The sequence below is a fragment of the Nocardioides sp. genome (assembly GCF_964229035.1).
Lineage (GTDB): Bacteria > Actinomycetota > Actinomycetes > Propionibacteriales > Nocardioidaceae > Nocardioides.
This window is the reverse complement of sequence record NZ_CAXRAZ010000025.1, coordinates 79,230-103,525: the sequence shown is the minus strand read 5'-3', so window position 1 is coordinate 103,525 and position 24,296 is coordinate 79,230. Positions and strand designations below refer to the sequence as shown.

Below are 24,296 nucleotides of genomic sequence, written 5' to 3'. Positions count from 1 at the left end.
GTGAGGTTTCGGACCGGCGTCGGGAGGCGAGGGTGGCGGGCATGATCTCGGACGACGACGCCCCCGGCTGGGCCGCCCTCGAAGCCGCCTTCGCGGCCCCCACCGGCGGCGCGGAGCCGCAGCACTTCGGCACCGCCGCCCTCCCCGGGCAGGGCGGTCTCTACGGCCTCAACGCCTACGCCGTCGACACGCACTGGCTCCTGCTCGGGCTCGGCCTGAGCGACCTGTTCGGCAGCACGCCCTCCGGGGGCGGCCTGCTGGGACGGCTGCGCGGGCGCCGTGGCGGCACCTCGGGGCACGGCCTGGAGCTCACGCTGCGGGTGCCGCGCGACCCGGCCGACACCGCACCGCCGTCGTGGGCGCTCACCCTGCTGCAGCAGCTCAGCGCCTACGTCGCGAGCAGCGGGCGACCGCTGGCGCCGGGCCACCGGATGAACCCCGGCGGCCCGATCACCGGCGAGCCCTCCACCCGGCTGACGGGCCTGGTCTTCGCCGCCGACCCGCAGGTGCCGGTGGTCGACACCCCGACCGGACGGGTCGACGTCGTCGCCGTCGTCGGGGTCACGGCCGAGGAGCTGGCCAGCGCCCAGCAGGGCCCCGACGCCTCGCAGGTCGTCGCCGCCCTGGCGGCCACCGACCCGCTGCTGATCACCGACCCGCGGCGCTGACCTCCACCGCCGCCCGCACGGGGCGACGGGTCCAGGCGACCAGCACGACGGCGGTCGCCAGCGGCAGCGCCGGTCCGGTGAGCAGCGCGGCCCCGAGCGCCTCGTGGGTGGTCATCAGGGGCGCGTAGGCGAGCCAGAGCACGGCGACGACGGCCGGCACGGCGCAGGCCGCCACGAGGTGCACGTCCCACTCGGCGGCGAGCCGCGGGTCGCCGCCCTGCCGCGCCGCGCGCGCCTGGACCGCCACGACGGTGAGGCCCACGGCGAGGGCCACGAGCGTCGTCAGGGTGACCCGGTCGACGTCGAGGCCGACGAGCAGGTGGCCCACCGCCACGGCCGCCAGACCGGTGACGAGCAGCGGCACCGCGACGCGCAGCAGCGCCTCGGGCACCGCGGGCGCCGATGCACTGGCGCGCGGCACCCGCACCGGGCCCGCGCCCACCATCGCCGCGATCGGGGCGAGCACGCCGAGCACGGCGCCACCGGCGAGGTTCACGACCTCCTGGGTGACGTCGGGCCAGGCCAGCCCGAGCACGAGGTACTCGACCCGCAGCGCCGGAGCGGTGCAGAGCAGGGCGAAGGCCAGCAGCATCAGGGTGCGGTGCGACGCCAGCCACCGGCGTCGCATCGCCAGCCAGCCCAGCAGCGTCGCCGCGAGCGTGCCGCCGGCGAGCACGACGAGCTGGGCGAAGAACGGCGGGCCGTCGAAGGTGTCGCTCGGGCCCGCGGCCGCGAGGTAGGCCAGCGCCCCGCTCATCGAGACCACCACCATGCCCACCTGCACCCGCCCGAGGGTGCGGTGCAGCCCCGGCGTCGCGCGGCTGCGCGCGGTGATCTGGAAGACCGCGATCGCCAGCGCCAGCGCCCCCACCGCGGTGTGGCCGAGCAGCAGCCACCGCAGGTCGGCGTAGGTGCCCGCCTGCTCGGTGTGCACCGAACCGACCCCCGCGGCCTGGGTCTCCCCCACCACCGCCTCGTAGGCCCGCTGCCACAGACGGGGGCCGTCGCCGACGAACCGGAACATGTACTCGAAGGCCATCGGCGCGTACACCAGCGCCGTCCCCGCCACGAGCCACCACCCGACGGTGCGCGCGCGCCCGGAGCCGCGGGAGGCGGGGGCGGGACGCGGGCCGGGTTCGACCGGCGCGGCGGCCGGCGTCTCGAGCGACATGCCCGCAACCTAGGACGTGATCGCCGTCACGTCGAGGCCCCAGCGAGCGTCACGAGGCGCCCGCACCCGAGAGACCACTGCCGGCCGGCGCCGTCTGCCTGGTGGTTGCTGGCCGTGACGAACTGCGCTGACGACGAGAGGCCGTGGATGCCCGCTGCCGCCGGTCGGGTGCGCGCCGGACGTCGTCACCTGCGGAATGTGCAGACGCGGACCGTAGGGTCGGCGGCGCTGCCTGCACATTCCGCTGGTGACGACGGAGAAACAGTCACCACCGCCGGCGGCGAGGCGTGAACCCGAGCCGAAACATCCCCCTGACCTGTGGATTCGCACTGTTGTTCGAACACGTGTTCGAGTATAATCGGAGCATGCCCGCCGCACTCCACGACACCGCGCCTCCCGACGCCGACGCGCGCACCCTGACCGGGCTCACGGAACTGGCCGGGGACGCCGAGGCGGCCGAACGGCGGTTCTTCATCGGCGCCGCGACCTACGCCGTCGCCCACCCGATCGTGGTGTGGACCCGGGCCGATGAGGAGCCCGAGACGATCGAGGAGGTCGCGGGGATCGACGAGTCCGCGGTCGCGGAGTTCGCCTGCGCCACCGGTAGGACCTACGCCTCCGGACTCGCCTACCTCTCAGCGGCGAAGGAGTGCGCCACCCGCCTCCCCCGCCTGTGGGTCCGCGTCCTCGCCGGGGAGGTGTCGGTGTGGCGGGCCCGGCTCATCGCGGACCGCACCTACTGCCGCAACGCCGCCGTGGCGGAGTACGTCGACGCCCGCCTGGCCGCCTACGCCCACTCCTGCTCGTTCGCCCAGCTCGACCGCACCGTCGCGGCCGCGAACGCGGCCCACGACCCCGAACTCGCCGCCGAGCAGGCTCGTGCTGCTGCGGACGGGCGCCGGGTCCTGATCGGCACCAGCACCGCCGGGGCGGACGGCATGGTCGAGGTGTACGCGACCCTGGATGCCGCCGACGCCCTCGACCTCGACAAGGCACTGGGGCAGGTCGCCGCCGACCTCAAGGCCGCCGGTAGCGAGGACTCACTCGACGTCCGCCGCTCCATGGCCCTCGGAGAGCTCGGCCGCAAACAGCTCGCCCTCGACTTCGGCGCCCCGAGCGAAGAAGCCAAGAACCGCAGGAACCTGACCCTCTACGTCCACCTCTCCCAAGCAGCCCTCGAGGCCGGTGTCGGCATCGGACGCCTGGAGAACACCCGCATCCCCGTCACCCTCGACCAGATCCGCACCTGGTGCAGCGTGGCCGGCACCAAAGTGACCGTCCGACCCGTCCTCGACACCGGCACCGTCCGTCACACCGACGCCTACGAAGCCACCCCGATGATCCGTGAGGCCGTGGTCCTGCGGGACGGGACCTGCGTCGCCCCGTACTGCACGCACTCGGCGCGCGGGGCGGACCTCGACCACATCGAACCCTTCGACCACGCCCACCCCGCGAGGGGCGGACCGACGTCGACCGCGAACCTGACCGCGCTCTGCAGACGCCACCACCGGCTCAAGACCCACGCCGGCTGGACCTACGAACCGATCACCACCCCTGAGGGCAGGTCGTACCTGTGGACCCTGCCCTCCAGCCACCGCTACCTCCGCGGACCCACCGGCACCACCCCGCTCGACTGACCCGAGCAGCGACACAACGGCCCAGCAGCACCGACAGGCGACACCCACCCCGGGTGCCGCCCCGTCGTGCTGCCTGGGTGGGGACGTCCTTGTACCAGGGGTTGCCGGCGACGGGGTCGCCCAGGGCCGCGTCGGTGGCTGGTTGAGCCAGTCGCGGTCGTGGCGGGGGTGCCGCCGGAGGGCCAGGTCCCCGGGGCGGCACGAGTCGCCGCATCCATGATCGCCTCGACCCGGCCTCAGCCGGCGGTCTCCCCGTCGAGCAGCAGCGAGAGCGCCCGTGCCTGCTCCTCCAGACCGAGCGCCGCGCGCCGGGTGTGGTCGCTGCCGAGCCGGGCGTCGTCGGCCACCTCGGCGAGATCGGCGACGTCGCGGGTGACGCCGTCGGCCTCGGCAGCGGTCCGCGCGAGGTCGGCGGACAGGTCGGCGGCGGCCTCGGCCTGGGTGCCGACCGAGGCGGCGATGGCGGTCTGGTCGGCGCTGATGCGGTCGATCACGCCCTGGATGCCGGTGATCATCTCCACCGCCTGCACGGTGACCTGCTGCACCGAGGCGATCCGGGCCGCGACGTCGACGGTGGCGCGGGCGGTCTCGCGGGCCAGCTCCTTGATCTCTCCGGCGACGATGGCGAAGCCGCGGCCGGCGTCCCCCGCGCGGGCGGCCTCGATGGTGGCGTTGAGGGCCAGCAGGTCGGTCTGGCGGGCGATCCGGTTGATCGTCTCGACCACCTGGGAGATGGCCCTGCTGGAGTCGCCGAGGTCGCTCACGGTGGCCCGGGCCCGCGCCGCCTCGCCCACGGCCGTGCCGGCGACCTCGGCGGCGGCGGTGACGTCGTGGGCGATCCCGCCGATGCCCTCGGTCATCGATCCGAGCGCGACCGAGACGCTCTGGAGCTCGGCCGAGACCCGGCCCTGCGACGCCAGCGCACCGCGGGCGCCCGCCGAGCTGCGCTCGGCGTTGATCCCGCTCTCCTCGCTCAGCCGCGTGAGCTCGGCGGCGGCCGCGCTCAACGAGTGCACGGTGCTGCGCAGGGCGTCCTCACGGGCGATCCGGTCCAGCGTGCCCGAGACGAGCCGACCGACGCTGCGCAGCACCTCCAACCGCTGCGGCGAGGGCCGCAGGGTCTCGGTGGCGAAGAAGTCCATGGTGCCGACCACCTCGCCGCGCACCAGGATCGGGAAGCAGACCCCGGAGCGGACACCGACCTGCTGGGCCACCGGGGCCCGCACGCAGTCGGTCATCTCGCCGATGTCGGGGGTGAAGAACAGGTCCCGACTGCGCCAGGCCCGCCCCGAGAGGCCGACCCCCTCCCGGAACGACGCGGCGAGCGTGACACGACGGAACTCCGCGCTCACGTCGCCGGACTCCAGCACGAAGTGCAGCGCACGGTCCTCCTGCACCTCCCAGTAGGAGGCGTAGGCCCAGCCGAACGCCGACCGCACCGCGTCCACCGCGATCTGGGCGGCCTCCCGGGTGCTGCGCGCGCGCTCCAACGCGCGCAGCACCCGGGTGACGGCGGCGACGTCGGCCACCGCCTCCGCGCTCAGTGCCTCCGCCCGTCGCAGGACCTCCACCTGCGGGTCGACCGGTGCGGGCACCGGGTCGCGGACGGCATCGAACTGGGCGCGGGCGTCGATCAACGTCATGGGGGCCTCCGTGGTCCGGATGCGACCCGAAGCCGGATCGACACTGCTGGTATCGGCGCACCACCCACCACCCTGAGAAGATCGACCACCTGAGATTAGTGAATCTTCCTTCCGGCGATGGGGGTGCACGCGATCAGCGCCCGACCACGTCCACCACGCGGTCGCTGCCCACCTCCCGCCAGGCCTGCAGCCGCGGCACCAACTCCGTGGCCCGCCCCTCGGTCACCACGCAGAGCCGCACCCACCCGCCGCGCACCAGGGCGTGGAGGGCGGCCACGTCCTCGACCGCGGCCAGCACCGCGTCCCGCTCCCCCTCGACGGCGATGAGCGGGCGGGCCGGCAGGTGCCGCAGGGTGTCGGCCGACCAGACCCGCCCCCGGGCCGGCGCGGAGCCGGCCACGGCCTGCCACGGCAGGCCCAGGGCGAGGTCGCCGTCGCGACCCCGCTGCACCCCGACGTCGCCGAGGACGTTGTGCAGGGTCTTGTCGCCCGCGCCGTGCACCTGCGGCCACCGCACCGAGGCGCCGTAGCAGGACATGATCCCGGCGGCCACGAGGCCGGGGCCCGCGAGCGCGGCCCGCAACCGGGAGCCGTCGACGTCCTGGGCGGCGTCGTAGTCGAGCTGGAACCAGCGGGTGCCGGGATCGGTCACCCGGCCGCGCCCGAGCAGCAGCCCGTGGGCTCCGGCCAGGCCCCACTCCGGCACGGCCTCGGCGCGGTCGATGCCCCGCAGCCCCGCCGCCAGTCCGCCCGGCAGCTCGGCCTCCCGCTCGTGGCGGGCGCGCCGGGTCGCCCGGGCCAGGTCCTCCACCAGTCCCTGCAGGTCGGGGTGGTCGGTGTCGAGCGTGACGACGTCGGCGGTGGTGTCGTGCCAGGCCGCCAGGGCGGTGGCCCGCAGCGGCAGGGTGATCCCGTGGTCGCGGCGCAGCAGGGTGCGCACCTCCGGGTCGTTGAACCAGGCGGCCAGCAGGGCGGCGTTGACGGCCCCCGGGTTGGCCCCGCACGCGCCGCAGTCGTAGGCGGAGGCGTAGGCGTTGTTCGCGGTGCGCGCGCCGTGGCCCACGATCAGCAGCACCTCGCCCACCCCCTCGGCGGAGTCGGCGATCCCGGCCGCGCGCAGCAGCCCGGCCACCCGCTCGGCGCGTGCGGCGACGTCGAGGTCCACCGCGCCGTCGGCGGGCAGCTCGGGCGCCCGACGCCGGGGCACCAGGGCGAGCCCGCGGCGGGCGGCGTCGGCCGCCACCTCGCCGAGGGCGAGCAGGCCACCCACCTCGGCCCAGCCCAGCACCGCGCGCGGGTCGCGGGCCGCGGAGGTGAGCAGGGACGCGGCGGACGGCCGCGGCGCGGACGCCCGGAGCCGGTGGTCGGGGGCCAGCAGGAAGGGGGCGCGGCGCACCCGGGTGCCGTCGGGGTCGACCGTCTCGACCGCGACCCCGAAGAACCCGGCGACGCCGTGGGTGCGGTGGCGTCGCGGACCCCCGAGCGCCTCCAGGTGGCGACGGATCGGCGCGGAGCGGGCGTCGAGGCACCCCAGGCTCTGGACGACGACCGCGCGGTCCTCCAGCACGGGTGCGGGCCGCGTGCCGGCACCGAGCAGACGCTCACCGACGGCGAGGTCGAGGGCGCGCTGCCACAAGCCGAGCAGGCGCCGCACCTCCACGGTTCCGGGGTCGCCGGCGCCGATGGCTGCCACGACGCCGGGCGACACCGCCTCGCCACGGCCCTCGCCGAGGTCGGCGACGAGCAGGTCGTGCACCGCGCGCACGGCGCAGAGCGCGATGAGCGAGTCGGGCTGGCCGTGGTCGACGCGCCAGCGCGCGTGCGCGGCCCAGCCGGGCGCTGTGGCGAGCAGGCCGGCGAGGTAGGCGAACAGGTCGAGCGGGTCGAGGCCGGCCCGGGTGGCCCGGCGGCGTGCCTCGTCATGGAGCAGGGCGAGGGCGAGCACCGGGTCCTCGGGGAGCATGCGCGCCGCGGCGCGCACGCCGGGGGTGCCGAGCGCGAGGTCGGCCCCGGGCAGGCGGGCGGCGCGCAGCCACACGCGCCAGGGGTCAGCGTCGCCGGCCGTGCGCTGCCAGGCCTGCGCGCACCAGGCGGCGGCCTGGGCGGCGGCCTGCTCGGTGAGCGACCCGGGAGCACCGGGACGGCGACGGGAGGCGACGTCCTGCGCCCCGGCGAGGGTGCGCGCGGCCGCGCCGAGCGTGCCGAGGCTGCCCACGGCGTCGGGGGCGGCGTCCTCGGCGGGCGCGGGGGCCTCGGCGAGGGTGGCCCGCGTGTAGGCGACGAGGTCGGAGGCGGGCAGGCCGCGCCAGGCCTCGGGGAGGCGCTCGTCCGACTCGAGGTCGCGCAGCGCGCGGCGCAGGTGCGCCTCGGCGATGGAGCCGCTCGAGTAGAGGGAGAGCAGGCGGTGCAGGCGCTCGCGCGGGTCGCGACCGTGCAGTCGGTCGAGCATCTCGGCGGCCGTGTCGGCGTCGAGGTGCTCGAGGCCGTCGAACGGCGACACGGCGATCGCCGAGCGCAGCGGCCAGGCCGGCGCGATGGGCGAGGAGGCGATCTTCACCGCCATGCGGATGCGCTCGGCACCGCCGTCGACGTGCTGGTGCTCGGCGCGGATCGCGGGCGCGAGGTGGTCGGCCAGCGTCGTCCGGCGGCGGCGCACCGCCCACGGCGGAAGGGCGAGGCGGGCGCGGAGCAGGGCCAGCGGGGCGATCTCGCGTGCGCCGGGGATCGCGGCTGCGGCGGCCAGCGCCATGCCGACGAGGGTGACCACCGCGGCGAGGGCGGATGCCGGGTGCGCGCCGCCCTCGGGCAGCTCGAGGCGCTCGCCGATCGTCACCAGTCCGGCGAGCGCGGCCACCGCGCCCAGACCGGCGAGCGCGTGAGAGACGGACGGCGCGGCGGCGAAGGCCGCTGCGGTGGCACCGGCCACCAGTGCCACGAGCAGGGCGGGAACGGCGGCGACGGGCGCCGGCAGGTGGTGCGCGAGGACGACGAACGCCGCACCGCCCGCGATCGCGGCTGCGCCGAGGCGGACGCCGAGGGCGAGCGCGCTGCTGCGGGTCTGGTGGGCCTCGCGTGCCCGGTCGACCGCACCGCCAGCGTTGAGGAAGGACCACGCCTTCCACCAGGCGTGCGCGATCACGTGCAGGAGCGCGGCGCCCGGCAGGCCAACGGCGACGAAGGCCGTGGCGAGCGCCATCTGGGTGCTCGTGGAGGCGGCCAGGCGGCCCTTGACGTCGGTGCGGCCCTGCTGGCCGAGGACGCCCACGACCATGGTCAGCGCCGCGGCGGCGGCGAGCGCGGCGGCGGTGGCGGTGCCGGTGGGCAGGTCGGAGCCGTGCAGCAGGAGCAGCAGGACCCCGCCGTTGACGACGCCCGCGTGCAGCAGCGCCGACACCGGGCTCGGGGCCTCCGCGGTCTCGGCGAGCCAGTCGCCCAGCGGCACGAGCGCGCCGCGGCTGACGACGGCGACCACCAGGGCGGCCACGCCGAGGGCCGTGGCGAGGTCGTCGCCCAGCCCGAGGTCCGGCAGCACGCCGGCGTCGGCGGCGACCAGCGCCCACAGGGCGAGGTCGCCCGGCACGAGGCGGGCGAGGGTGCGTCGGGCCGCGCGGGGGGCGCCCGTCGTCCCACCGCCGTGGACGAGGCCGGCGACGGCGAGGCCGCTGACGGTCCACCCGAGGGCGAAGAGGGCGAGCTCGCTGGTGGCGACCATCAGCACCAGCGCGCCGAGCACGGTGCCCAGCAGCGCCGTGTAGCGGCCGAGGCCGTCGCGACCGCGCAGGTTGGTGGCGGAGAAGCGCACCACCACCGCGCCGAGGCACAGGACGTGGACGACCAGGCCGACGGCCAGGGTCGTGGACGACGACGGCCAGGAGTCCGTGGCGACTCCGCGCACGACCAGCGCGAGGAGCCCGACGAGCCCGGCCGCTGCGAGAGCGGAGAGGAGGACCGCGGTCCGACGTAGCGAGTTCATGCGACCATTAATACCGGAACCGTGATTCCGGTGTCTATGATCAGGAATGAGACGTAGGTAATAGAAGGTAGGGTGGTCCTGTGACGGATCGAGTCGCCGACCGAGCAACGGTGCCCGCGGCGCAGGCCGCCGAGCGCGGGTGGACCTTTTTAAGCAACCACGGGCACGTCCTCGTGGCGCTGAGCCGCGACCCCAGCGCACGACTGCGCGACATCGCCGAAGCCGTCGGCATCACCGAACGCGCCACCCAGGCGATCGTGCGCGACCTCGAGGAGGGCGGCTACCTCACCAAGGTCAAGGTCGGCCGTCGCAACGAGTACCGCCTCCACCCCCACCGCCGCCTGCGCCACCCCGCCGAGAGCGACATCCCGATCAAGGACCTCCTCGGCATCTTCGACTGACGCCTGCTCCAGGCCCTGCCTCGCCTCCCCGGGGGCGTGCGGCTCGAGGCTGAGATTCACCGGTGCACCGGTGAATCTCGTGCTGGTCGGCTGAAGCTTCATGCGAGTAGCACGAGTTTCGGTCGAGCAGTTCGGCTCCACCGCGTGGACGACGCCCTGCCGGCATGCTGTTCAGTGGGGTTGCCGGCGGACGCTGCTGTCCAGCGCGGCCGCCCGGTCCACACCGTCGCTGTCTAACGCCGACGTCGTCACGCTGAGACCTCCCTCGAGGTCCCGGGGGAAGCAGACCGCCAACCACCGCGGTGCCAGGCTCGACCCATGACCAGCACCGCCGACAAGGCCACCCGACTCCTGGATCTCCACCGCGCTCCCGAGCTGCTCACCGTCGTCAACGTGTGGGACTCGATCTCCACCAAGGTCGTCGCCGACATCCCGGGCACACTCGCGCTCGCCACCGCCAGCCACTCGATCGCCGCCAGCCGCGGCTACGAGGACGGCGAGAACATCCCCGTCGCCGAGATGATCGAGGAGATCCGCCGCATCATCGCCGTCACGGACCTGCCGGTCACCGCGGACCTGGAGGGCGGCTACGGCGACCCCGCCGCCACCATCCGCAGCGCCATCGAGGTCGGCGTCGTGGGCGCGAACCTCGAGGACCAGATGCGCCCGCTGGCCGAGGCCGCGGCCCAGGTCGAGGCCGTCATGGAGGCCGCAAAGGACGCCGGCGTGCCCGACTTCGTCCTCAACGCGCGCACCGACGCCTTCGTCAAGGGCGTGGACGACGCACTGGCCGAGGCCGTCGCCCGCGGCAAGGCCTTCCTCGAGGCCGGCGCGCCGGTCGTCTTCGTCCCGGGCAAGCTCGACGAGGGGCAGATCAGCACGCTCGTCGACGCCTTCGGCCCGCAGCGCCTCACGACCATCGGCATCCCCGGCACACCGAGCCTGGCGCGGCTCCAGGAGCTCGGGGTCGCCCGCGTGTCCTACGGCCCGATGGCGCAGAACGTGGCGCTCACCGCGCTCGCCGAGCTGGTCGAGGCCGTGCACGACGGCGGCGGCGTGCCGTCGTCCATGCGCATCCTCAACTAGTCCCGAGCTGGTCGCCGCAGGCCGCGTCGATGAGGACGACGGCCGCAGCACGCGCTGCTGCGGCCGCGTCCGGCGTGCCCGCGATGGCGGCGGTGGTCTGCGCGCCCTCGGCTAGGATCGCGAGTTGCGGGCCGAGGGACGCCGGGCCGCCGGCGTCCGCGACGAGGTCGTCGACGTAGCGCTGGAAGGTCGACTTGTAGCCGCGCACGGCGTCCGCGATCCGCGGATGGGCGGCGCCGAGCTCGCCGAAGGCGTTGATGAAGCCGCAGCCGCGGAAGTCGCTCTCGGCGAACCACACGGCGAGGTGGTCGTAGATGGCGAGCAGACGCGCGCGGGGGTCGGTGGCGGTGGCGGCCGCGGTGTCGATGCCGCGGGTCCACAGGCCGTGGCGGTGCTCGAGCACCGCGAGCACGAGGTCCTCCTTGGACGGGAACTCGCGGTAGATCGTCTTCAGCGACACACCGCTGGCGTCGCGCACGGCGTCCATACCGACCTTGCCGATCCCGCGACCGTAGAAGAGCTCGTCGGCAGCGGCGACGATGCGCGTACGCGCGCTGTCGACGGCCGGTTCCATGGCATCAGCGTACCCACCGGGAGAACGGTTGTTCTCCCGGTGGGTACGCATCATCGCCCGGAGGATCAGCCCCGGACGAAGCTCAGCAGCGCCTCGTTGACCTCGTCGGCGTGGGTCCAGAGCAGACCGTGGGGAGCGTCCTCGACCTCGACGTACTGCGCCTGCGGCACGAGGTCCTTGAACCGGCGCGCGGTGGCGTCGATCGGCAGGATGTTGTCGGCCGTGCCGTGCAGGATCAGCGTCGGCAGGCCGGAGGCGGCGACCGCCTCGACGTCGGGGCGGAAGTCCTCGAGCCAGGTCGGCACGACGGCGTAGGCGGCCACCGGCGCGCTCGCGGTGGCAGTGGCCCAGTTCGCGCGCACGACCTCCTCGCTGATGCGCTTCCCGAGGGTGTCGTCGAGGTTGTAGAAGTCGTTGTAGAACTGCGTGAACCACGCGAACCGGTCCGTGTAGGCGGCCTCGTGGATGCCGTCGAAGACGTCCTGCGGCACGCCATCGGGGTTGTCGTCGCGCTGCAGCAGGAACGGCTCCAGCGAGGCCAGGAAGGCGAACTTCGCCACGCGCTCGGTGCCGTGCAGGCGGGCGTAGCGGGCGAGCTCGCCGGTGCCCATCGAGAAGCCGACGAGGATGACGTCGCGCAGGTCGAGGGTGGTCAGCAGCGTGTTGAGGTCGCCGGCGAAGGTGTCGTAGTCGTAGCCGGTGCCGACCTTGGACGACGCACCGAACCCGCGGCGGTCGTAGGTGATGACGCGGTAGCCGGCGTCCAGCAGCGCGCGCGACTGGCGCTCCCAGCTGGTGCCGTTCAGCGGGTAGCCGTGGATCAGGACGACCGGCTGCCCGGTGCCGTGGTCCTCGTAGTACAGCTCGATGTCGGTGGAGTTCTCGGTGCCAACGGTGATGGTGCCCATGTGAGGTCGACCTCTCGGTGGGGGGAGCGAGGAGAACGGTCGTTCTCCCCTGCCGACCACCGTAGAGAACGCACGTTCTCGGCGCAAGGGTCCAGGCCGGGAACATCAGGTGACGGCCCGCCCCCGGTGCCCACCGTCCGCGATCCGATCCGGGCTCCGCCCGCGATCCGATCCGGGCCCTGCCCGCTAGTCGCCGTCTGTCACCCTCGGACCATGAGCGACTCCAGCAAGGACCTCACCGGGACGACCATCGTGGTGACCGGCGCCAGCGACGGCATCGGCGCCGAGGCTGCGAAGGTGCTGCACGCGCGCGGCGCCACCGTGCTGGTCACCGGTCGCTCGGCGTCCAAGCTCGCGCCCATCGCCGAGGCCGTGGGCTCCGAGCCGCTGGTCGCCGACTTCGCGCGCCTCGACGACGTGCGCCGCCTCGCCGGGGAGATCGCCGAGCGGGCGCCGCGCATCGACGTCCTCATGAACAACGCCGGCGGCACCTTCGCGCCCACCCGCACCACCGCCGACGGCCACGAGCCCAACCTGCAGATCAACCACCTCGCGCCGTTCCTGCTCACCCACCTGCTCAAGCCGCAGCTCACCTCGGGCGAGGGCTCGCTGGTGCTGAACACCTCGAGCATCGCCAACAACATCGGCCGGGTGAACCTCGCCGACCTCGACCGCGTGCGCCGCAGCGAGTTCGTGGCCTACGGCACCGGCAAGCTGATGAACATCCTCTTCACCCGCGGGATCTCCCAGCGATGGGGCGCCGAGGGCGTCGTCTCCGCCGCCGTGCACCCCGGCCCGGTGGGCAGCTCGTTCGGCCGCGACTCGTGGTTCATCGGCCTGCTCTACCGCTCACCGCTGAAGCGCTTCGGCACCATCAGCGTCGCCAGCGGCGCCGCGCCGCTCGTGGCGCTGGCGGCCCGTGGCGCCGATCCCGCGATCGACGGCCGGTACTACAGCCGCTTCACCGCCGACGGCCTCGAGAGCAAGCAGGCCAAGGACCAGCGGCTCATCGACGGGCTGTGGGACGCCTCGCTGCGCCTCACCGGTCTCGCCTGAGCCGCATCCGACCCCGCGGTCCGGTTCACGGCCGAGCCCGCACCTGCAGGCGCGCGAGTAGCGCGGTGACGTCACGTCGCAGCCGGTCTGCTCGGACGCCGAATCGGGTCTCGATCGAGACGACGGCCCGCGGCGTGGCTGCAGCGAGGGCCCGCTCGAAGCCCGTGCGCCGAGCGCAATCGGCGAACGCGGTGGCGAAACGAACCTCGGCGGCGCTCGGCCGGTAGCGGTCCCGCCCGAGCGGGGCGAAGACTCGGACGCGACCGACCGGCACGAGGCGCTCGGACGGCGCCAGCCCGCCGCCGCGCAGCACCCGGCCGGGCACGATCCTCAGGCGTGCGAGCAGCTCGTCCTCGTTCATCTGCTGGAGGGCCGACCAGCTCGGCAGTGCCGGGTAGCGCACGCGCACGCAGTCGAGGCGGCGTTCGATCGCGTCGTCCAGCAGCCTGACCAACTCGTCGTGGAACGCGCCGTCGACGACCTCGGAGAAGCGCGACGCGCTCGCCTGCGCCTCCTGCAGACCCCGGGCCCGCTCGTACATCCATCCGTCGCAGCGCTCCGCGAGGCGGTCGTAGACGGGATCGCGCGAGACGACGGCGCCCACCTCTCCCTCGTCCAGTGCCACGGCGGTGCCGGCGAAGCCGAAACGGCGGGCCTCGGCGGAGCTCGAGGGACCGAACTCGATGGGCAGCACGGTCAGCGGCTGCGTCAGCTCGGGTCGCGCCGGCTGCCGCCGCTGGCGCAGGGCCCGGTCGAGCTCGTCGCGGCCCTGCTGTTGCAGACACGCGGCGCGCACGCGGCCGATCTCACCCGGGAGCGCGCTCGCGAGACGCAGGGCAGAGGCCACCGAGCCCTCGCTCCTCGGCGCGGTGAGGCTTCGCTCGGGAAGACGCGGCGCCGCGAAGCGCACGCGGACGACGTCGTCCTCACCGCCGTCCGCGAACCTCGACAATCCCCAGGACGCCGCAGCGAACGAACCCGTCGCGACCGCCAGCACGAGCAGGACGGTCGTCACCGACCGGCGCCGCCGAGAGCGCTCCTGGCCGGTCACCCGATCTCCCACCGGTCGTCGACCCGGTGCAGCCGCAGGGTCTCGAGTCCGAGCAGCTCGGCGATGCGGTCGGCCTCCTCGCCGCTGACCTCCGCCCGCTCGCCCTGGACGTCGATGTCGTCCTCGGCGACCGCGCGAAGACCGTCCGCCTCCGATCCGGATCCGACCTTGCCGAGCGCGGTGACGCAGTCGCCCGCACCGCTGACGGCCTCGAGGGCGCGTTGGGCCTCGGCCGACAGGTGCGAGCACGCCCCCTGGGGCTCGTCGGAGTCGAGGGCCTCGACGAACTGGCTGACCGCTGCCGCGGCGCCGCTCGCCGAGGGATCCCTCAGCTGCTCGTCGGGATCGGCACCGCATGCGGCGACCGCGAGGCCACCCGCCAGGACCAGGACCGAGGCGAGGATCGTCCGAGGCCGGGCCGCCCTGGTCGGGACCTCTCCCACGCTGCTGTGCTTCATCTCGTCAGGTTCCTCTCGTGCGGTCCGTGCGGCGGGTCGGGCGGGTCGGGTGGTGGTCGGGCGTGCAGGAAGGGGAGCGGGCTCACTCGGTGGGGGCGATCCCCACCGGAGGTGTGAGCCGGACGACGGCCTGTCCGGCCATTGCGGTCACCGCGAGCCCGAGCGCCGCCACGGTCAGCACCGCGCCGACGGGCACCGAGACCCGCGCCGTCTCGAGCAGAGTCACGAGCTCGAAGGTCAGGCCCAGCGAGATGGCGACGGCAGGGGCGAGTGCGAGCATCGCGGGCACCAGCGTCTGCACGAGGACCGTGCGACGCGCGACGGCGCCGTCGGCGCCGGAGACCCAGAGCAGGCGCCGCTCCGGCTCGCCGCGACGCACCTGCTCGTGAGCGGTGACCGCCGTGGTCAGCGCCGCGATCACGACCACGAGCAACCCGGCTCCCGCCGTGATCGCACGGAAGTCCCGCGTGGTGCGCGTGGCGATCGCGTACTTCTCCCCGATGCTCAGCGCCTCGCCGTCGCTCGCGCGAGCCAGGCGGGTCCGCGCCTCCTCGAGCATCCCGGGTCGCGGCCGCGCCAGCGTCAGGCGGGCGAAGCCCCCGGTCGGCAGGGTCGGCCCGAGCGCCGAGCGCGGCAGCAGAAGACCCGGCGAGACAGCGAGCCCGTCGTAGAGCACCTCGAGGCGACGCGAGGTGGTCGGCGCGATGTCGAGCGTCACCGGCTCGCCCAGGGGCGTCCTCACGATCCGGCCGTCGTCCCCGATCGACGACTCGCGGTAGGCCGCGTAAGTGCCCTGCAGACGCTGGGGGGCTACTGCGAGGCCGCCGGCGCACGAGGTCGCGGGGATCCGGGTGATGGTCTCCAGCCGGTCGCAGTCGACGACACCGACGATCAGCTCCGACGGCTCGCCGGCCGTGGACTGCAGCGGCACCAGGTCGATGCTCACGGCGGCGGCGATCGCATCGTCGCGAGCGGCGTCCTCGGTCACCGCGTGCGCAGGCGCGCGCCCGCTCGGGCCGGCCGCCGGGACGCCGGCCGCCGGGCGGGGGCCGTCGAGCGGGGCGGTCGTGGCCAGCAGGGTGTCGTCGCCGACCAGGCGCCCCAGGCGCGACAGGTCACTGGAGGCGGTGTCGGCGATCAGCGGGAAGAACACGAGCAGCGGCCCGGCCGCGCAGACGAGCAGCGAGAGGCCCACCGCCGAGCGCGTCGCTCGCGCGGGGTCGACGATGATCGACCGAGCCGCGACGAGCGAGCCCAGCCCCGAGGTGCGTCGCGCGAGCAGACGCGCCGCGAGCGCGGCCAGCGGCGGGAGCGTGGCGACGAGACCGACCATGAGCAGGACCGCCGCGAGGAGCGCGAGGTTCGAGCGGACCACGCGATCCTCCACCGTTCCCGTGACCAGCAGGCCCAGGACGACGGCGCCGGCCGAGAGCAGCACGGCGGGCCAACGGCGCGCGCGGGCCGCGCGAGAGCGACGCTCGACGCCGAGCGGGCTGGTGACGAGGCTGCGCAACCCGAGCCAGGTGGCGGCTGCGGCCAGCAACGGGAAGGCCACGAGGACGACGACCAGCGCCACGACGGGGAGTCGGACGTCGTCGGGCCAGACCCCCGCCTCGACAGGGAGCCGCGGCGCGACGACGGGGACGAGGAGCTCGAAGCACGCCCACGCCGCCACGGCGCTCAGCGCCGCCGCCAAGGCTGCTGAGAGCGCCGCCGAGGCGCGGGCCTCCCGATCGGTCATCCCGACCAGTCGCATGCTGGCCAGCCGTCGTTCGCGGCGCGCGGCACCGAGGGTGCCCACCACGCCGAGCAACGCCAGCAGGGGCACGAGGAAACCCACGATGAGCATGCTGGAGGCGAAGCGCAGCTCGGTGGGCACCAGCGTGGCGATGTCGCCCGAGCTGCGGGCCGCGGCGGGATCGAACCAGCCGGCGTCCGCGGGCATCTGCTCGGGCGGCACGGTGCGCCAGACCACGAGCTCGCGCGGGCCCCGCAGGCCGTCGTCCGCGACGACCCCGACGACCGGGCCCGGGTAGCGGCGGGCGAGCACGGGATCGGTGCCCAGCAGGCGGCGCATCCGAGGGGAGGTGATCAGCCCACCCACCGGAGGCATCCTCAGCTGCAGGCGTGCGTCCGCGACGGGGGCGCCGACCAGCGCCGTCGTCCGCACCCGGATCGGGTCGCGCCGGTAGTAGTCGTCGGTCTGGACGACGAGGACACCCGCGCTGTGCGCCTCGGGAGGTGCGACGGGCAGCAGACCGGCCGCGGTGTGCTGGCTGCGGACGAGGGCGGTCGGGTGCATCGCCGCACCGGCGAGGGCCACCAGCACGGCGACCACGCCGACGACGAGACGGATCGTCGTCTCCGCGCGTTCGGCGACGAGGCCGCGGGCTGCGACCCACCAGACGATCCCGAGGCTGCGCCCGGTGCGAGGCGCGGCCGACCTCTCAGCCATGGCCTCGCGCGCCCACTCCTGCGCCAGCCCGCTCGCCGTCGACGATGCGGCCGTCGCGCAGGTGGATGCGCCGGTCCGCCCCGGCCGCGATCGCCGGGTCGTGCGTCACGAGGACGACGGCCGCGCCGCGCTGACGGGCCGTCGAGAGCAGCGCATCCATCACGACGGCGCCGTTGGCCGTGTCGAGTGCACCGGTCGGCTCATCGGCGAACACCACCGCAGGCTCGTGGATGAGCGCGCGCGCCACGGCGGCGCGCTGCTGCTCGCCACCGGAGAGCGTGGCGGCGCGGCGCTCGCCGCGGTCGGCGAGGCCCACGGCGTCCAGTGCCTCGCGCGCGGCGGCCTCGGCCGCTGCCCGCTTCACCCCGAGGAGCCGCAGGGGGAAGCTGACGTTCTCGGTGGCCGTGAGGTCCGCCATCAGCCGGCCGAACTGGAGCACGAAACCGAAGGAGCGTCGGCGCAGGAGCGTGCGTTCCTTCTCGTCCAACTCACCGAGCACCTGGCCGTCGAAGACGACCGAACCGTGCGCCGGTACGAGGATCCCTGCGAGGCAGTAGAGCAGGGTCGACTTCCCTGAACCGCTGGGCCCGACCAGGGCGACGGTCTCTCCGCGGTCGACACCCAGCCCGACACCATCGAGCACGACGTTGCCGTCGTAGGAGAAGTGGAGGTCGTCGCTTCGAAGCATCGGTCACCTTCCGAGACGGGGGTGGGTGCCCTCGGATACGTGGCGGACGCTAGGGGCAGCGGGAGTCCGCCGTCCTCGACCCAGCGCTGCAGGTTTCTGCACTGCAGGAAGATGAGCCGGTTGCGGCGAGACCGAACGGCTCCCCCGCGGTCCGGACGGCGCCGGCTCGGCTCACCCCCGGTGGTCTCCCGGGCCCGGCGCCGCCGGAGGGCCCTCCTGCTGGCGGGCGGCCGCAGGCACGTCGTCGACGGTGGTCAACCGCCCGCCCCCGCCCAGGTCGAGGACGACGCCCGCCTCGGCGTCCGCGCCTTGCTCCTGCGGGAGGGAGTCGACTGGCACGAGGGCGACCAGACGACGCCCGTGGCGCGTCAGCACCACGGCCTCACCGCCGTAGGCGACCTGGTTGACGAGCTCGGCCAGCTGCGCTCGGGCATCGGTCACAGGGATCTCGCGCACCGCCTCAGCCTACGCCGTTGTGCACATTCGGCACATTATGTACGTTCTGTACATAACGTCGCTTCTCGGAACGGCACCCCATGCGCACCTCTCCCGCCACCCAGCCCCGCCTCCACCCCTTCCGCGCCCTTCTCGCCGCCAGCGCGGCCGGGGGACTCGCCGACGGCATCGCCACCACAGCCCTCCCCCTCCTCGTGCTGCAACGCACCGACGACCCCCGCGTGGTCGCGCTCCTGCCGGTGGCGCTCGGCCTGCCCTGGCTCCTCCTCGGGCTGCCGATGGGGGCGCTGGCCGACCGCGTCGACCGCCGGCGGATGCTGCTGGCCGCCACGGCCGTGCGCACCGCGCTCGCCGCCGCCACCACGGCCCTGGTGGTGGCCGATGCGCTCACGGTGCCGCTGCTGCTCCTCGCCGCCCTGGCCGAGGGCGCGGCGACCGTCGCATCCCGCACGGCGGCACCGGCCCTCGTCCCAGCGCTCGTGGACGACGACGACCTCCCCCGCGCCAACGGAGCCGTGCAGTCCACGACCCTGGTCACGGCCTCGCTCATCGGCCCGGCACTCGGCGGCACCCTCTTCGCCCTCGCGGCGTCGTCGCCGCTCGCGGTGCAGACCGCAGCCATGGCCGTCGCGGTGGCCGCCCTGCTGGCGCTGCCGAGGGTCCCGGCGCCGACCAACTCTTCCTCGACCAGCTCCGCCCCCACGCGGACGACGCTGCGCGGCGAGATCCTCGAGGGGCTGCGCTTCACCGCACGCGAGCCCACCGTGCGGGTCCTGGCCATCAGCACGGCACTGCTCGCCGCCGCCACCGGCGTGCTGCAGGGGGTGTTCGTCGTCCACGTGGTCACCACGATCGGCGCCGACGACGCCGCGTACGGATGGCTCTTCACGATCTTCGCCGTCGGCGCCCTCGGCGGGGGTGCGCTCCTGGAACCCGCTCGCGCGCGGTGGGGCGCCTGGCCCTGCCTGGTGGTCGCCGCAGTGCTGGGAGGTCTCGGCCTGGTGGCGATCGCCGCCGCGCCGGGTCTCGACCCGTTCGGCACCGGAGCGGAGCTGGCGCTCGCGGGGGCCGGTGCCGCGACACTGGGCGCCGGGTCGATGGCCTACAACGTCACCGCGGTCACCGAGCGCCAGCAGCGGACGCCGCCAGCACTGCTCGGCCGGGTCACCGGCCTGGCGACCCTCATCGCGGCGGGCAGCGTCCCCCTGGCCGCGCTGGCAGGCGGTCTGCTCGCCTCGGTAGCGGGGACGACGAGCACCCTCGCGGTCGCCGGGGGTTCCTGTGCCGTCGCGGCCGTGCTGCTCCGGGCCGCTCAGCCGTCGGCGTCGGGCAATCGTCCGGCTGAGCCGGACTCCTCGTCGGCCGCCACCTGACGCATGTCGTGGAGGGCGTCGGTCATCTGGTCGCGCAAGGAGTGCATCCAGGCCCGGTTGGCGCCGGCCTCGGCCTCCTGGGCCGCCTGAGCCGCCTGGATCGCGGCGTCGTCCAGATTCTCCGCGCCGACTGGGCCTACTGTGCCGTCGCCCGACGCACCACCGACCTCGTCGGCCGCCCCGTCGGAGAAGACCCCTCCGTCCTGCGTCATGACTCCCTCTCGCTCGACGCCCGATCGTCGCAGCACCGTCGGCCGGCGACCCTGGCAGGTATGCCCCTGCTCGCCAGGTCGAAACCAGAGGAGCGCCCCACATCCCCTCACCGCGGCATGATGGGCCGATGCGCCGGTCTCGGGACGTCGTCGTCCGCTCCCTCCTCACCGTTCTCCTGACGGTCGCGGCTGCTGTGCTCGCCGGTTGCGGCAGCCAGGAGGCCGGGGCGGGAGCCGCGCCGTTCCGCCTCCCGGTCGGGAGCAGCGAGTGGGAGGCGTCGGCTCCCGCGTGGCTGGCCGACGGCACGCTGCACGTCGGCGACCGCACGGTGCCGCTGCCGGGGGCGGTCGACTCCTTCGTCGTCGCCCCGACCGGCGCCTACTGGCTGCGCGGTTCGACCCTGCGCTTCACCGATGTCGCCGGCACGACTCGGCGGGTGCGCGACCTGGAACGCAGCGAGATCGCGATCTCCGCCGACCGCTCGACCCTCGCCGTCGTCGACGCATCCCGCGGACCCACCGACTCCTACGGCACGCACGTCGCGCAGGTCGCCGTCTTCGACACCCGCACGGGCCAGCAGCGCTACCGCACCCCCGACGAGGAGCCGGACGACGGCGCCGACCTCGCCGACCTGTACGAGGAGACCACCCCGCTCCTGCAGGGCGTGAGCGACACGACCGTGTTCTTCGACCGCGCGAGCATCGACATCGCCACCGGCGCCCGGGCCGAGGTCACCCAGGACTCCGACGGTGTCGACTCCTTCCCCGGAGCCGACACCGCGCTGTTCCGCGACGGCTTCCACGTCGGCGTCCGCAGCGAGGGCGAACGGCGACGGCCCGGCGCCTCCACCCTGGACGGCGTCGGCGCGCTGTCACCCGATCGACGCTGGCTCTTCGACCTCACCACCAGCTCGCCCCCGCCGATCGTGTACGACGCCCGCACCGGCCGACCCCAGCCTCTGGAGCTCGATGCCGACTCCTTCGCCCTGGTCGGCTGGATCGACGATCGGACCTTCTGGGGGATCGGCGGCACCACCGGTGCCGACGAGGAGTTCGGTGGCGAGGAGGTGACCGTGTCCCAGCAGGTGCTGAGGTGCACGGTCGAGCAGTGGCGGTGCGTCGCCGCGAGCCCGCAGATCCCCGTCCCCTCCACCTCGGACGCCGACGCGCCCGTGTCGCTGCTCGTCGAAGGGGCCCTGCCACTGTGAGCCCAGGGCCAGGGTCGGGAGCTCAGGCCGAGGCGTAGGGCGGCACGAGCGTCGCTGCGGCGACGAGCAGCCACCCGACGAACAGCCACGGGTAGTGGCGCGCGTCGGGGGGCCGCGTGCTGCGGATCTCACGCAGGCGGCCGCGGTAGCCGATGATCGCGCAGATGCTGCCGGGCACGCCCAGGATCGGGCCGAGCCAGAAGATGCCGACGTCGGAGGACGCGGCGAAGTACGAGTAGAGCCACGAGATGCCGCCGCCGGCAGCGATTGCGACCGCGACGCCGACTTCGCCGCGGTGAAGCAGGCCCACGAGCACTTCGGACGCATGGAAGTCGTGGTCAACAACGCCGGCTTGGCTACGCCCACTTCGGCCTCATCGAGCAGCTCACCGAGTCCGAGGCCCGCGCCCGGCTCGAGACCAACGTCTTCGCTGCCCTGTGGGTCACCCAGGCCGCGCTGCCCTACCTGCGCGAGCAGGGCAGGGGCCACATCCCTCAGGTCTCGGGACTGCTGCACCGATTGGTGACAGTGTCACCGGTCCGTGCACCAGCCCCAGACCGCCGAACGTCGATGACGTTCTGGCTCGCTGTGAAGGCGCGAGTCAGAGATCTCGGCTGCCAGTCAGGCTTGCTTCGGCTTGGCACTCGCCTTCGCGAGGCTCGCTGTGATCGCTGGCATCTGTCGCTTGGTCCAAGCCGGCTGCTTCTGGCTCTGCTCCGATGCCTTGCGAAGCTGCTGGCGCAGTGCGGCGTTGATGGCTGACCGATCGTTGCTCATGGTGTCTTTCCGTCCCATTGGGATGAGTCACAGTTCCCAGAAGCTCTGAGGAGAGCTCCATGTTCGGCTTCGACCCGCGGTAGAAGTGAATCGTAAGGGACCGACACTCCTACCCGTACGTATACCACTTCAGCTACTCGCCTTGGCCCAGCCACGCCTGCCCAAACGAGGTCTGCGCGAACTCGGCAACAGCCGCACCCTCATCGCCGAGCGTCGGCACGATGGCTTGGTTTCGCGACGTCGGTGGGCTCGGAGTCCAAGACTCGAAGGTGCCGTCCGGCAGACGATTCCGGCTCCCCATGCGGAACACCGTCGGGAACATCTCCGGCGCGACGCCCTCGAACGGAACGATCTCAACCACCGAGCTGCCATTGCCGCTCTTGGGCGTGTGGCTCACCAGGTCGCTGAAGAGCATCCTGACCTGGGACTTCGCGTAGGGCGCTATGTAGACCACGCGGGTGATCCCGGAGGCGATGATCAGGCGAGCGCACTCGTGACACGGGTATGTGGTGGTGTAAAGCGTGGAGCCACGGAGAGGTGTTCCCCGACGCGCGGCCGTGCAGATCGCAGCCATCTCGGCGTGGACGATTCGTCCGAACTCGATCAGGTCGGTGACCCGTGCGCCGTCCAAGGGTCCGGCTTTCGCGATGGCGGCATCGACGAGTGCCACGTCATCCAGTCCCGCAGGCACGTCGGACAACCAGCCGCTAGCCTTGAGACGTCGAAGCACGTCTTGGATCACATCCCGCTTTCCGATGTCGTTGGTCTCGACGCTGAGCTTGAAGTCGCGGTAGTCGGGCGAGTCATTCGTCCAGTACTGGCCGCCCCCGGGCTTCGGGACCTCGTTGGTGCCAGTCACCAGCACTTCGCCCTCACCATCAACGATTGCCACTCCGACCTGCCGGCCCGCTGCCGCCGAGCGGTACTGCGCAGCGCTGGCGTGATACATCGCCTGCTCGTCTTGGGTCGGGGTCATGAAGGGTTGCTGAAACCAGAGTTCGACGAGTCTCGTCACCTGGCCCCTAGTTGCGTGACCTGAACGGATCCAGAGAAAGGCGTCCGCACGTCCGAAGGCCTTTTGGAGACTCTGTCCCCAGTCGTTGTCCGGATCCTCCTCGTCACGTCGAAGCAGCTTGTCAGCCAGCGCCACGCTCGAGATTCCATCGGACTCATCTCGCTCACGACCGAGCCGGGCAGCGAGTGTCTCTCGCCGCTTCCCCTCCGCCTGAGAGACGCCGATGACCAGCAACCTTGATCCGTAGATGTTCCGAAGGAAGTCGACCTCCTCAGCCCTTTTGGCTGATCGGATGATCGTCACCACACCAGTCCTGTCGACGTTGACGCCGTCCTCGCCGAGATTGCTTCTCGCACGGTCCGCGCGAATCTGCAGGACGGCCAGCATCGCTGCAGCCCCTTGGATTCCTGAGTTCTCACGCAGCCGGTCGCCGAGGTCCATGAGCCACTCGGTCTGGCAGGTCTCCTCAGGCCGCTCTTCCCCTGATGTCGCGTCAAGAAGCTGGCTGATCCGAACCGACCGCGGCGTGTACCCGACCGCCCGGAATGCCGCCTCTAGGTCGGTCTGGACATCGTTGACAGGTGTGCCAATCGCAGAGACGAGGAGCACGAACAGCTCACGGCGCTCGTCGGCGGCGGCGACACCGAGAGGCCCGGTATGCGACCGTCCTCGAGAGTCAGCAGAAGGCTGTTCGGTCTCCTCCATAGGGGTGCTCCTCTTCGGGTCAGCCCTGTACTCGTTCTCTCGACGGATCATAGGACTCAAGGCCGACACCAAGAGGCGAAGTGCCCGACCATCTCATCACCGCCAGCGGTGAGAAGGTTGAGACATGAACGATATGGCGCCCTCAGGTCCGGAGCACCACCTTGCACGGTGGGCGCATGCGTGGGCGGCCGCGGCGTCCCAGACCTACGAGACGATCGAGTCCATCTCGATCCCGGAGTCGCCAGCAACGGAGCTCGGCCGCCGCGATGCAATGACCATGGTGCTGGTAGACGCTGTGCGAAACGTCCTCCGCGGAGCCGAGCACGCAATTGGCAAAGACAGCGACATCGTCCGTCGCTTTAATGACGAGCACCCCACGATCAAGACGCTGCGGGATCGGTTCGAGCACTACGAGGATTACATCCGCGGTACCGGCGACGCCCAGCGCGCCGGACGGGGGCGGAAGGGTGACCCGCTGGAGCTCGACGCTGCCGGAATCGAAGTCGCAACATCTGGGAGCGGAGGCCCCGAGGGCCACTTCGTTCACATCTCCGTGATCGAGCGTGCCAGCGATGACCAGCCAACCGAAGTCGTTTACAAAGCGCCGACGCGACAGATCACTACTGCAGTGCGTCGCCTTGCCCGCGATGTCCTCGCCGAGGCCAGCCTCCTGGACGAGCGCCATCTCGCAGCATGCGAGATCTGCTCAAACCCTGACGGCATTTGATCTGAGCGACTGTCGCCGACGATTGCGTGGGGCGGGTCCGGCCGAGACCGGCGC

21 protein-coding genes are annotated in these 24,296 nt (G+C 73.3%); 8 read left to right on the top strand and 13 right to left on the bottom strand.

The features are described from left to right. Positions 1-41: 41 nt before the first annotated feature. The gene (locus ACERUN_RS08140; RefSeq protein WP_370289375.1) at positions 42-668 is read left to right on the top strand and encodes a suppressor of fused domain protein; all 627 of its coding nucleotides are present in this window, start codon (positions 42-44) and stop codon (positions 666-668) included. On the opposite strand, the gene ACERUN_RS08135 is transcribed toward ACERUN_RS08140, so the two are convergent. Continuing rightward, positions 649-1,839 (bottom strand): DUF2306 domain-containing protein, encoded by a 1,191-nt coding sequence (locus ACERUN_RS08135; RefSeq protein ID WP_370289374.1) that lies wholly within the window; start codon positions 1,837-1,839, stop codon positions 649-651. The genes ACERUN_RS08140 and ACERUN_RS08135 overlap by 20 nt on opposite strands. 365 nt (positions 1,840-2,204) lie before the next feature. On the opposite strand from ACERUN_RS08135, the gene ACERUN_RS08130 reads away from it, so the two are divergent. Next, positions 2,205-3,476: a DUF222 domain-containing protein gene (locus ACERUN_RS08130; RefSeq protein WP_370289372.1), complete on the top strand. Its 1,272-nt coding sequence runs from the start codon at positions 2,205-2,207 to the stop codon at positions 3,474-3,476. 236 nt (positions 3,477-3,712) lie between these two features. Here ACERUN_RS08130 and ACERUN_RS08125 read toward each other — a convergent pair whose 3' ends face one another. Next, positions 3,713-5,119, bottom strand: coding sequence for a methyl-accepting chemotaxis protein (locus ACERUN_RS08125; protein WP_370289370.1), 1,407 nt, complete (start codon positions 5,117-5,119; stop codon positions 3,713-3,715). Between the two features lie 133 nt (positions 5,120-5,252). Then, positions 5,253-9,092 carry a putative inorganic carbon transporter subunit DabA gene (locus ACERUN_RS08120; RefSeq protein ID WP_370289369.1) on the bottom strand — a complete coding sequence of 1,280 codons (3,840 nt, stop codon included), beginning with the start codon at positions 9,090-9,092 and terminating at the stop codon, positions 5,253-5,255. An 80-nt stretch (positions 9,093-9,172) separates the two neighbouring features. Between ACERUN_RS08120 and ACERUN_RS08115 the strand changes: the two genes are divergently transcribed. Then, entirely contained in the window at positions 9,173-9,493 is a 321-nt protein-coding gene (locus tag ACERUN_RS08115; RefSeq protein ID WP_370289367.1) for a helix-turn-helix transcriptional regulator, read from the top strand. A gap of 318 nt (positions 9,494-9,811) precedes the next feature. Then, positions 9,812-10,579, top strand: a complete 768-nt coding sequence (locus ACERUN_RS08110) for an isocitrate lyase/phosphoenolpyruvate mutase family protein (RefSeq protein WP_370289366.1) — start codon at positions 9,812-9,814, stop codon at positions 10,577-10,579. Here ACERUN_RS08110 and ACERUN_RS08105 read toward each other — a convergent pair. After that, positions 10,572-11,153, bottom strand: coding sequence for a TetR/AcrR family transcriptional regulator (locus ACERUN_RS08105; protein WP_370289365.1), 582 nt, complete (start codon positions 11,151-11,153; stop codon positions 10,572-10,574). The genes ACERUN_RS08110 and ACERUN_RS08105 overlap by 8 nt on opposite strands. A gap of 65 nt (positions 11,154-11,218) precedes the next feature. Beyond that, a complete protein-coding gene (locus ACERUN_RS08100; protein ID WP_370289363.1) occupies positions 11,219-12,061 on the bottom strand; it encodes an alpha/beta fold hydrolase in 843 nt (280 codons plus the stop codon). 213 nt (positions 12,062-12,274) lie between these two features. Between ACERUN_RS08100 and ACERUN_RS08095 the strand changes: the two genes are divergently transcribed. Next, positions 12,275-13,117 carry an SDR family NAD(P)-dependent oxidoreductase gene (locus ACERUN_RS08095; protein WP_370289362.1) on the top strand — a complete coding sequence of 281 codons (843 nt, stop codon included), beginning with the start codon at positions 12,275-12,277 and terminating at the stop codon, positions 13,115-13,117. A gap of 25 nt (positions 13,118-13,142) precedes the next feature. On the opposite strand, the gene ACERUN_RS08090 is transcribed toward ACERUN_RS08095, so the two are convergent. The 5 genes from ACERUN_RS08090 to ACERUN_RS08070 form a co-directional block, all read right to left on the bottom strand. Further along, positions 13,143-14,132, bottom strand: a complete 990-nt coding sequence (locus tag ACERUN_RS08090) for a hypothetical protein (RefSeq protein ID WP_370289361.1) — start codon at positions 14,130-14,132, stop codon at positions 13,143-13,145. A gap of 32 nt (positions 14,133-14,164) precedes the next feature. Then, positions 14,165-14,626, bottom strand: coding sequence for a hypothetical protein (locus ACERUN_RS08085; RefSeq protein ID WP_370289360.1), 462 nt, complete (start codon positions 14,624-14,626; stop codon positions 14,165-14,167). A gap of 82 nt (positions 14,627-14,708) precedes the next feature. Then, a complete protein-coding gene (locus ACERUN_RS08080; RefSeq protein ID WP_370289359.1) occupies positions 14,709-17,081 on the bottom strand; it encodes an FtsX-like permease family protein in 2,373 nt (790 codons plus the stop codon). Continuing rightward, positions 17,074-17,769, bottom strand: a complete 696-nt coding sequence (locus ACERUN_RS08075; RefSeq protein ID WP_370289358.1) for an ABC transporter ATP-binding protein — start codon at positions 17,767-17,769, stop codon at positions 17,074-17,076. Before ACERUN_RS08075 ends, ACERUN_RS08080 begins: the two co-directional genes overlap by 8 nt. Before the next feature lie 171 nt (positions 17,770-17,940). Next, positions 17,941-18,225: a type II toxin-antitoxin system Phd/YefM family antitoxin gene (locus ACERUN_RS08070; protein ID WP_370289357.1), complete on the bottom strand. Its 285-nt coding sequence runs from the start codon at positions 18,223-18,225 to the stop codon at positions 17,941-17,943. An 80-nt stretch (positions 18,226-18,305) separates the two neighbouring features. On the opposite strand from ACERUN_RS08070, the gene ACERUN_RS08065 reads away from it, so the two are divergent. Beyond that, positions 18,306-19,598, top strand: coding sequence for an MFS transporter (locus tag ACERUN_RS08065; protein WP_370289356.1), 1,293 nt, complete (start codon positions 18,306-18,308; stop codon positions 19,596-19,598). Here ACERUN_RS08065 and ACERUN_RS08060 read toward each other — a convergent pair. Continuing rightward, a complete protein-coding gene (locus ACERUN_RS08060; protein WP_370289355.1) occupies positions 19,538-19,810 on the bottom strand; it encodes a hypothetical protein in 273 nt (90 codons plus the stop codon). The two genes, ACERUN_RS08065 and ACERUN_RS08060, sit on opposite strands and share 61 nt — an antisense overlap. Before the next feature lie 128 nt (positions 19,811-19,938). Between ACERUN_RS08060 and ACERUN_RS08055 the strand changes: the two genes are divergently transcribed. Next, on the top strand, positions 19,939-21,018 hold the full coding sequence (locus ACERUN_RS08055) for a hypothetical protein (protein WP_370289353.1): 1,080 nt from the start codon (positions 19,939-19,941) through the stop codon (positions 21,016-21,018). 22 nt (positions 21,019-21,040) lie between these two features. Here the strand turns inward: ACERUN_RS08055 and ACERUN_RS08050 are convergent, their stop codons facing one another. Together ACERUN_RS08050 and ACERUN_RS08045 are read right to left on the bottom strand one after the other, a co-directional pair. Beyond that, positions 21,041-21,328, bottom strand: coding sequence for a hypothetical protein (locus ACERUN_RS08050; RefSeq protein ID WP_370289351.1), 288 nt, complete (start codon positions 21,326-21,328; stop codon positions 21,041-21,043). Between the two features lie 600 nt (positions 21,329-21,928). Further along, the gene (locus tag ACERUN_RS08045) at positions 21,929-23,515 is read right to left on the bottom strand and encodes a deaminase (protein ID WP_370289350.1); all 1,587 of its coding nucleotides are present in this window, start codon (positions 23,513-23,515) and stop codon (positions 21,929-21,931) included. A 124-nt stretch (positions 23,516-23,639) separates the two neighbouring features. Here ACERUN_RS08045 and ACERUN_RS08040 point away from each other — a divergent pair, with 124 nt between their 5' ends. Further along, positions 23,640-24,242 carry a hypothetical protein gene (locus tag ACERUN_RS08040; protein ID WP_370289348.1) on the top strand — a complete coding sequence of 201 codons (603 nt, stop codon included), beginning with the start codon at positions 23,640-23,642 and terminating at the stop codon, positions 24,240-24,242. Positions 24,243-24,296: the final 54 nt, after the last annotated feature.